General features: G+C 53.3%; 9 protein-coding genes. 5 read left to right on the forward strand and 4 right to left on the reverse strand.

The genetic code is table 11. The annotated features are described in order from the left end of the window. Window positions 1-2: 2 nt before the first annotated feature. The 3 genes from BUE76_RS05705 to BUE76_RS05715 form a co-directional block, all read right to left on the reverse strand. Complete coding sequence (locus BUE76_RS05705; RefSeq protein WP_073048651.1) at window positions 3-458, reverse strand: DUF983 domain-containing protein; 456 nt, start codon at window positions 456-458, stop codon at window positions 3-5. 167 nt (window positions 459-625) lie between these two features. Further along, window positions 626-1,903: a UDP-N-acetylmuramoyl-tripeptide--D-alanyl-D-alanine ligase gene (locus BUE76_RS05710; RefSeq protein WP_245798434.1), complete on the reverse strand. Its 1,278-nt coding sequence runs from the start codon at window positions 1,901-1,903 to the stop codon at window positions 626-628. Between the two features lie 175 nt (window positions 1,904-2,078). Continuing rightward, entirely contained in the window at window positions 2,079-3,632 is a 1,554-nt protein-coding gene (locus BUE76_RS05715; protein WP_143157481.1) for an SUMF1/EgtB/PvdO family nonheme iron enzyme, read from the reverse strand. A gap of 382 nt (window positions 3,633-4,014) precedes the next feature. Here BUE76_RS05715 and porV point away from each other — a divergent pair, with 382 nt between their 5' ends. Then, the gene (gene porV / locus BUE76_RS05720; protein ID WP_073048657.1) at window positions 4,015-5,196 is read left to right on the forward strand and encodes a type IX secretion system outer membrane channel protein PorV; all 1,182 of its coding nucleotides are present in this window, start codon (window positions 4,015-4,017) and stop codon (window positions 5,194-5,196) included. Window positions 5,197-5,279: 83 nt separating this feature from the next. On the opposite strand, the gene BUE76_RS05725 is transcribed toward porV, so the two are convergent. Further along, window positions 5,280-5,645 (reverse strand): hypothetical protein, encoded by a 366-nt coding sequence (locus BUE76_RS05725; protein ID WP_073048627.1) that lies wholly within the window; start codon window positions 5,643-5,645, stop codon window positions 5,280-5,282. Between the two features lie 178 nt (window positions 5,646-5,823). Here BUE76_RS05725 and ispF point away from each other — a divergent pair, with 178 nt between their 5' ends. The 4 genes from ispF to BUE76_RS05745 all read left to right on the forward strand — a co-directional run bounded on the left by ispF (window position 5,824) and on the right by BUE76_RS05745 (window position 9,228). Beyond that, the gene (ispF, locus tag BUE76_RS05730; protein WP_073048629.1) at window positions 5,824-6,300 is read left to right on the forward strand and encodes a 2-C-methyl-D-erythritol 2,4-cyclodiphosphate synthase; all 477 of its coding nucleotides are present in this window, start codon (window positions 5,824-5,826) and stop codon (window positions 6,298-6,300) included. 178 nt (window positions 6,301-6,478) lie between these two features. Next, window positions 6,479-6,919, forward strand: a complete 441-nt coding sequence (dut, locus tag BUE76_RS05735; RefSeq protein ID WP_173702658.1) for a dUTP diphosphatase — start codon at window positions 6,479-6,481, stop codon at window positions 6,917-6,919. Window positions 6,920-6,922: 3 nt separating this feature from the next. After that, window positions 6,923-7,735, forward strand: coding sequence for a DUF4292 domain-containing protein (locus tag BUE76_RS05740; RefSeq protein ID WP_073048631.1), 813 nt, complete (start codon window positions 6,923-6,925; stop codon window positions 7,733-7,735). A 50-nt stretch (window positions 7,736-7,785) separates the two neighbouring features. Beyond that, window positions 7,786-9,228 (forward strand): murein hydrolase activator EnvC family protein, encoded by a 1,443-nt coding sequence (locus tag BUE76_RS05745; RefSeq protein WP_073048633.1) that lies wholly within the window; start codon window positions 7,786-7,788, stop codon window positions 9,226-9,228. Window positions 9,229-9,269 lie beyond the last annotated feature (41 nt).

The raw sequence follows: 9,269 nt of genomic DNA on the forward strand, positions 1-9,269 counted from the left end.
TACTACCAGTTGTTCATCTGTCCCGGAACAATGCGTTCATAATCGCGGGGCATATTATCACGCCAGGTGGGATCGTAGCGTACAAACCACGACATCCAGAGGCTGCGGCTCAGGCGCATCAGCCAGGGTTGCAGCAGGATCAGGATAACGGCATTGATGCCGATCCACCAGGCAAAGCGGTTGTCGGTAAAAGAAAAGCCGATGAACAACCACCAGGCAACAAAGGTGGCGCCGCTCACCATCACTGCCAGCATATAGCTTACATAACCGGTGCCGTAGTAAAAGCCTACTTCAATTTCGGTAGGCTGGCCGCATACAGGACACAGCTCGTTCATTTCATTGTTCTTGCTGATGTTAGCGCTCACCCCATTTTTAAACAGCTTACCCTCGCGGCAACGGGGACAGCGGCACTGAAATACATTGGTGAGGTAGGCGCGGGGCGGTTTATGGGTGCTCATGAACATCGGAAGTTTAAAAGGTCAATGGTTATGCTGCTGTTGGGAGTGGTGTATTGGCTGTCGTGAAACGTGAAGCGTCAAACGTGAATTGAACTCAATCAGCACAAAGGTATTGTACGTATCGGATCTTATTTGTTAGTCACCTTTCACATTTGCCGTTTGCCGTTTCACTTCAAATACTCCACCACTTTTTCCATGCCGGTACTCCTCGATCCTTTCACCAGTAAGGTACTGTTTTGCGGATCCAGGGATGCCAGCCATGCGCCTGCTTCAGCAGCGGTATCGAACCGCTGGTAGGAGTGATCGATCTTTTGAAAATCGCCACCTACCAGGGCTACTGCTGCCCAGGAATATTGCGCAATGGTTTGGATGATCTGTTGGTGTTCGGCAAGGCTTTCTTCGCCCAGCTCGGCCATGGCGCCCAGCAGCAGGATTTTGTTGTCACCGGCCAGTTTGGCAAAGTTCTCAATAGCCAGCTTCATGCTACTAGGGTTGGCATTATACGCGTCCAGGATGATCTTGTTGCTGCCTTTTGCTACCAGCTGCGAGCGGCTGTTGGAAGGCGCGTAGCCTTCGAGCGCCAATCTGATTTTTTCCGGTGTCACACCAAAATGCAAACCCACCGCAACGGCTGCCAGTACATTGGGCAGGTTATAGGCGCCTACCAGTTGGGTATTCACCATCCCTTCAAGTCCGCTGGTGAACTGTACCTGCAGGAAAGGATCGCTTTGGAGTACGCTGCCCACCACATCGCCTTCGGTGGTGCCATACTTTACAATATGGTCGATACCCAGGCTCATGCTGTGGAGGTAATCGTAATCCCACATGGCAAAAGCGGTTCCCTTGCCTGCACGCAGGGCGTCATACAACTCGCCCTTGCCTTTACGCACGCCTTCCACACCGCCAAACCCTTCGAGGTGTGCTTTGCCACAGTTGGTGATCAGCCCATGCGTTGGCAGGGCTATGCGGCAATAAGAGGCAATTTCTTTCTGGTGGTTGGCGCCCATTTCAATTACGGCCATCTGTGCATCCTCGCGGATCTTCAAAATGGTGAGCGGCACGCCGATATGGTTGTTGAGGTTGCCCTCGGTGGTATAGGTGCGGAAGGTAGTACTCAGTACCGCATGGATCAGCTCCTTGGTGGTGGTTTTGCCATTGCTGCCGGTAATAGCCAGGAACGGAATATCCAGTTGCTGGCGGTGGTGGAGCGCCAATGCTTGGAGTGCTTCCAGCACATCGGGTACCAGGATGGTTTTGCCTTCAATGACGTAGGATGCTTCGTCTATTACAGCAAAGGCAGCACCGCTGTTGAGGGCTTGCTGCGCAAACAGGTTGCCGTTGAAATTGGGGCCTTTAAGTGCAAAAAATAGGTCGCCGGCTTTCAGTTTGCGGGTATCCGTTTGTACCGATGGATACTGCCGGTACACCTGGTACAGGTCTGCCATGTTCATAGGTTGTAAAGGTACTGGTAAACGGCCAGCCGCCTGCTTGATTTCTGTCAGGGAGAAGGGCGGAGGAATGGGGTATTGGGTATTGGGCGGGCTGGGGTTGCGGGCCGTGTTATGAGCAATAAAAAAAGCCCTCCGGATGGGAGGGCTTTGTATCAAACATGCAATTAAATTATCTGCTCTGACGGCGTTGGGGGAAGTAGGTGCCGGTTTTGCGCTTGTTGCCTTCGGGGCTGCCCATGCGGTCCATGGCGCATCGGAAACCGATGGTGCTGCTGGCCTGGTCTTCCTCCATATAGCGGCGGGTGCCGGGGCTCAGCCAGTAGGCGCGGTCGTTCCAGCTGCCACCTTTAAATACGCGGCTCTTGTCGCTTACCAGGGTGGTCTGGCCATAGCCGTAAGAGGCGTTCGACAGGGAGTCACCATCCAGGAAGTTGATTACGTTACCACGCTGGTAGTTGCGGCGGTTGCGCACTTCCTCGTCGGTAACCTGTACCATCTTCACACGTCCGGTGCTGTCTACTTCAGCTTCACCGCTTTCGTTTTTGTACAGCTTCATGAACTTGTTACCACGTACAGGGGCTACGTCGTCGGCATCCAGCATGGTGAGGGGACGGAATACGTCGAACACCCACTCGCTTACGTTGCCGGCCATGTTATACACACCAAAGCCGTTGGGGTAGAAAGATTTTACTGGAGCGGTGTAGATGGCGCGGTCGTTCAAACCACCAGCCACACCGGCGTTGTCGCCCGAGCCACGCTTGAAGTTGGCCAGGAACTGACCCTGCCAGCTGCCATGTTTGCTTTCGCGCAGGCCATTTACGTTCTGGCTCCAGGGATAAACCTGCTTTTGCGAGATCAGTTCCTCACCGCGCTTACCTTCTTTCAGCGAAGGACGGGGATTGTTGTTGATCAGGCCATAAGCTGCATATTCCCACTCTGCTTCAAAAGGCAGGCGGTAGTCGGGCAGCATCAAACCATCTTCCATGTTTACCTGCGTACGGGGGGTACCCTGGGGCGTTTTCAGCGGGTTCTTTTTGCTGGTAGCGCCTTTGCCGGGCTGCGCCTGGTACAGGCCAAGCAGGTAGCTCTTGGAAGTAAAGTTGTTTTCCTGTTGCTGGCCCTGGATGCCCTGTTTGGCGATATAGCCTTTGTTCATCAGGATGCCTTCGTTCACACGGTCCGAACGCCACAGGCAGAAATCGTAAGCCTGCCGCCAGCTAACACCTACCACAGGGTATTCGTTAAAGCCGGGGTGGCGGAAATAGTATTCAACGAGGGGCTCGTTGTAGCTCAGCTCGCTGCGCCATACCAGGGTATCGGGCATCGCAGCGTCTATTATCTTGCGGTTGTTTTCGTCTGCCTCGGGGTCAAATACGCGGGTCAGCCAGTGGATATACTCGCGGTAGTGTACGTTGGCCACCTCGGTGCGGTCGATGTAAAAAGAAGGAACCGTTACGCGGCGGGGAATATTGTTCCAGTCCGACATCACGTCTTCTTCAGTCTGGCCCATGGTAAAGGTACCACCCTGCACAAACACGAGGCCGGGACCGGTTTCCTGGTCTTTCGACTTGGCTATCTGGTAGCCACCCATGTTTTTGTCGTTGTAGTTCCAACCGGTTACATCCGACTTGTCGTACTTCTTCTTGCCAAAAAGGCCTCCGCCCTTACAGGATGCCAACAGGGCCGCAGCGGAAAGGATGAGAAAATAATGTTTCACTTGCATGTTAAAGAGTTTGTCTTTCAAAAGGACACCGGCTAATGGTGCGCCGTCCTAAACCCGTGTTTCAGTATGAGCATAAACGAGGGCTTTTGGTCTTTATTGTACAGGGCACAAAAAGAAGACAACGCCCGGCGAATATAAAAGTTTGTGGGCAATCTCTGCCCTGGATAATCGGCCGGCGGCAGGTCAAAATTATTTTGAAGGGGTAGGTGTTAACAAAACAATAAAGGCGACTGCCCGCCGTTTTAGGGCTCAAACCGGCTTTTGCCAGTATCAACAAAACCTGAGCGGTGGCAGGCCTGTGTGCCTGGGTGTTGAGCTTTTTATCGTACAGATTGCAAAAGACTTTATTTTCGTTCCGCTCCTTAATGATAATAATCATACAATGAAATCAACTGCATTGAAGCTTTCTGCCGCATTATCCCTGATGCTGGCAGTGGCCGTACCCTCTTTTGTGCAGGCGCAGCAACAGTTAAATATTGTAACTACTGCCGTGCCTTTTCTCCGTATTTCGCCCGATGCCCGCGCTGGCGGTATGGGCGACCTGTCCATTGCCACTACCCCCGATGCGGCTTCCTCGTTTTTCAACCTGGGCAAAGTGCCTTTCAATACCAACCCTGCCGGCATCAATATCACCTATACGCCCTGGCTCAAGAACCTGGTAAATGATGTGTACCTGGCTTCGGCTTCGGGTTATTATAAGCTGGACGACCTGCAGGCGGTAAGCGGTTCGCTGCGCTTCTTCAGCCTGGGTAATATCCAGTTTACCGACCAGAACGGTAATTCGCTGGGCTCCAACAATCCCCGTGAGTTTGGCCTCGACTTTGGCTATTCGCGCCGCCTTTCCGAAAAAGTAGGTCTGGGTGTGGGCCTGAAATACATCAACTCCGCGCTGGCAACAGGTGTTGCTTCTGCCGGTGGCGCTACCTACAAGGCCGGTAATGCCGTAGCTGCCGACCTGGGTTTTTATTTCAACAATGCCGATGAGTACGGACAGGGTTTTGCTGCCGGTGCCGCCATCACCAACCTGGGTTCCAAGATTGGCTATACCGATAATACCGACCAGCGTGATTTTATTCCTGCCAACCTGGGCCTGGGTGCTACCTATACCAGGGTGCTGGATGAAAGCAACCGATTTATGTTTGGTTTGGATGTAAACAAACTGCTGGTGCCTACGCCTCCGGTGTCCACTGGCGATATCAATGCCGACAACCAGGCATTTGCCAACTACCGCAACAAGAGCGTGGTGAGCTCCTGGTTCTCTTCACTGGGCGATGCGCCGGGTGGCTTTAGCGAGGAACTGCGTGAGTTTTCAATTTCTACAGGTGCCGAGTATTCTTATAATAACCTGTTTGCCGTACGTGCCGGTTATTTCCACGAAAACAAAACCAAGGGCAACCGCCGCTATTTTACCGCCGGTGTTGGCGTGAAATACAATACTGTTGGCCTCAACTTTTCCTATCTGGTGCCTACAGGCTCGGGTGTAAACCAAAACCCTCTGAGCAATACCCTGCGCTTTTCGCTGGTATTCGACTTTGGCGGTGAAGAAAGTAACAGCGCCTACTAATTATATCCGCACAAATGCTTTAAAGCTGCCCTTAGGGGCAGCTTTTTTTATGTTCAATGGGCAAAAAAGAAGGTGGTTGCTTTTTACTTATTGGCCTGCGGCGCAACTTTTTTGAAACGGCTTAAAGTGATGGCGATCTCTTTTTTGTCCCCGCCAAGCACCAGGTCGGGCTTTTGCCCCGATGCCTTGATATCGTTGCCCTGCATGGCAAAGCTTTCCTGCTTCCAGTCGGCAACATACACCTCGGTTCCGGCAGGAAGCGTGTAGGTTTTTACCTGTCCCGGCTCCAGGTTGCTCACCCTTGTCTGGTTTTTCCCGTCGGGGGTGTACAGGATTAGGGAGAGGTGGTACACATCTTTATAGTCGTTCAGAAAGCTGATCCGGACATTTTGCTGTGCAGATACGGCCTGTTGCAACAGCAGGGCGGTGAAGAGCAGGAGTATTTTCATATGACTTAAACAGGTAATGCCTGGTCATTGTTGGGCGTGTAAATAAAAGAAATGATGTACATGAGGCTATATTTTTCATGCAGCACTATCCCGGAGTGTGCGGATGGCGGCACGGGTCATACAAATCATTAAAAATCAAACAAAACTGCGGTTCCTATCTTTGCGCCAAATTGCAACTATGGGTATCCGGATAGGTATGGGTGTGGATGTGCACCAACTGGGCGAGGGCCGCGACCTGATGCTGGGCGGCGTACACGTGCCCCACGATAAAGGCGCCATTGGCCACAGCGATGCCGATGTGCTGCTCCACGCTATCTGCGATGCCCTGCTGGGAGCCCTGGCCCTGGGCGATATCGGGGTGCATTTCCCCGATACCAGCGCCGAGTTTAAAGGCATCGACAGCAAGATCCTGCTCCGCCGCACCTACGAGCTGGTTCAAAAAGAAGGCTACCGGATCGTGAATATCGACAGCACCCTGCTGCTGGAAGCACCCAAGATCAAGCCCTTTGTGCCGCAGATGCAGCAAACCATTGCCGAAATCCTGGGCCTCACCATCCGCGATGTATCCATCAAGGCCACTACCAACGAGCAGATGGGGTATGTGGGCAGGAAGGAGGGCGTGGTGGCGTATGCGACGGTGTTGTTAGAAAGCTAGGAGTTTGGAGTTAGGGGTTTGGTGTTTGGTGTTGTTGTGTGTGCAGAAGTTTCCAATTATACGCAAACGCTAAGTAGCCAGAAGATTAACCCCAAACTCCAAACTCCCAACCCTAAACTCCTTCTTCTTTCCAACTTCTTAACACCTTTCCTTTCCCCACATCCTATCTTTGGCGCCTATGCCCCTGGAAGTAAAAATTATCAACCGTTCCAACAATCCGTTACCCCAATACGCCACTGCCGGCGCTTCGGGTATGGACCTGCGGGCCAGTTTGGCGGCACCCATAACTTTGGGCACTTTGGAGCGGGCCATGATTCCTACGGGCATCTTTATTGAACTACCCGAAGGCTACGAAGCACAGGTGCGTGCCCGCAGCGGCATGGCCATCAGGCAGGGCATTGCCTGTGTAAACGCCCCCGGTACCATCGATGCCGACTACCGCGGCGAGATACACGCCATCCTGGTCAACCTGTCGGCCGAGCCGCAAACCATTCATCCCGGCGACCGTGTGGCCCAACTGGTGGTGCAGCAGGTAGAAAAAGTGGTATGGCAACCCGTTGACAGCCTGGCTATTTCCCAACGAAACGATGGTGGCTTTGGTTCCACCGGCAAAAACTAAAGCATGCGTTATTTACTGACAATCTGCCTGGCCGCGGGCCTGCTTACGGCTTGCCGCAGCACCAAGAAAATACAGACCGCCATTGCCCAGAAGGATACGGTTGCGGCGGCTACCGTTACTACTTCCAACGAGTCCGACTCGGCCAGGGCCGTACACCGGGTGCAGACTGCACTGGACTCCAACCGTATTGATTTCCGCAGTTTTACCGCCAAAATTAATGTGGACTACCGCGATGCCGAAGGCAAGCGCTACGACCTCAACGCCAACCTGCGCATGATTAAAGACAGCGCCGTATGGATATCGGTAAATGCCATCCTGGGTATTGAAGCCATGCGGATGCTCATCACCCGCGATTCGGTAAAGCTGCTCGACAAGCAAAACAAGGTGTACACGGCCCGCAGCATCGATTATCTGCAGGAAGTGACCGCCCTGCCCCTGAGCCTGCGTACCGTTCAGGACCTGCTCATTGGCAACCCGGTTTTCCTGGACAGTAATATCGTATCGTTCAGCAACACCGCCGATGCGGTCAATATGGTAACCCTCGGCCGCTGGTTCAAGACCCTGCTTTCCCTGAACACCTCCGACCTCACCTTACAGCGCATCAAGCTGGATGACGCCGATATCACCCGCAGCCGCACCGCCGAACTGTCGTACAGCGACTACGAGCAGCGCAACAATAAACGTTTTGCCACCGGCCGCCGCATCAACGTGGTAGAAAAAAAGAAACTGGACATAGCACTCAACTTCAAACAATATGGTTTCAACGAAGAAGTGAGTTTTCCTTTCTCCGTTCCCCGCAATTTTAAGGAACGGTAAAATTTAAACCGGCCCGCTTCGTTACTAGAAAACCTTGTAAATAGATCCGAATGAAGAAACTCTGTGCTTTGCTGATAACGGTGTTGTTGGGCACCCTGGCCTTTGGACAGGTGGTGGCCGACAGGGCCCGGATGGAACGGGAACGTGCCGCCATCCAGAAAGAAATCAGCGAGATACAATCGCAATACAATAAAGTAAAAGGCCAGAAGAAAGAAACCCTTGGTCAACTGAGTTTGCTGCAGAAAAAACTGGCCCTCCAAAACCAGTACATCAACAACATCAATAAAGAGATCAAGGTGGTGAGCGATGAGATCTACCTCAGCACCCTGGAGATCAACCGGCTGCAGCGCGAGCTTGATACCCTGCGCCTGCAATATGCCCGCAGCGTGGTGTATGCCTATAAAAACAAAAGCAATTACGATTACCTCAACTTTATTTTTTCTGCATCCTCCTTCAACGATGCATTGAAACGCGTACGTTACCTGAAGTCGTACCGCTCCTATCGCCAGCAGCAGGTAGACAACATTGTGCAAACGCAACAGCAGATCACCGACCGCAAGAACCAGCTGTTGGGTAAAAAGCAGGAAAAGAACGCGGCCCTCACCAACCAGACCCAGCAAAAGCAGGTGCTGGACGAACAGCGCAAGGAAACCGATGCCGTTGTGGCCAAGCTGAAGTCGCAGGAAAGTGACCTGGGCAAGCAGCTGGCCGAAAAACGCAAACGCGACCAACAGCTGAAGGGCGCCATTGCCGCCGTTGTGCGCCGCGAAATTGAAGCTGCCCGCAAGCGCGCCGAAGAAGAAGAGCGCCGCCGCGTGGCTGCCGAAAAAGAACGCATCGCCCGCGAGCGTGCCGCTGCCCGTGCTGCCAAAGCCGCCGCAGATAAAGCCGCTGCCGACAAGGCCGCCGCTGACCGTGCCGCTGCCGCGAGAAAGAATAATGCCGCTACTGGCAATACAACCGCCAAAACCACGGCACCGCCCGTAGCCGTTGCCACGCCCAAAGTTGAAGAGGAGGAAGAAGAGGAAATCAAGGTAGCGCCCCGCAAGGTGGAAAGCTACCTCAACCTGAACGAGAAAGACGTGGCCCTCAACACCGGCTTCCAGAACAACCGGGGCAAGCTGCCCTGGCCCGTGGACAATGGCGTGGTGAGCATTCCTTTCGGCCGTAGTAAAGTGGGTTCACTCGACTTCGACAACCCCGGTATCACTATTTCCACGCCTGCTGCAGGTGCTTCGGTAAAAGCCGTATTTGATGGCGAGGTAAGCTCAGTGGCCAACCTGGGCGATGGTATGATGGTGATGGTGCGTCATGGTAAATACTTTACCATTTACAGCAACCTGTCTTCGGCCAACGTAAGCAAGGGCTCCCAGATCCGCACCGGCCAGGTCATTGGCCGTACCGGTCCCGCCGACGACGGCAGCGGTGGCCAGATCGATCTGCTGCTGATGGTGGAAAGCAAGAACGTGAACCCGGAGCCTTGGTTGCGGTAAGAAAGTTTGGGGTTTGGGGTTAGGGGGTTGGAGGTGAGAAA

The sequence above is a fragment of the Cnuella takakiae genome (assembly GCF_001953305.1).
Lineage (GTDB): Bacteria > Bacteroidota > Bacteroidia > Chitinophagales > Chitinophagaceae > Flavisolibacter > Flavisolibacter takakiae.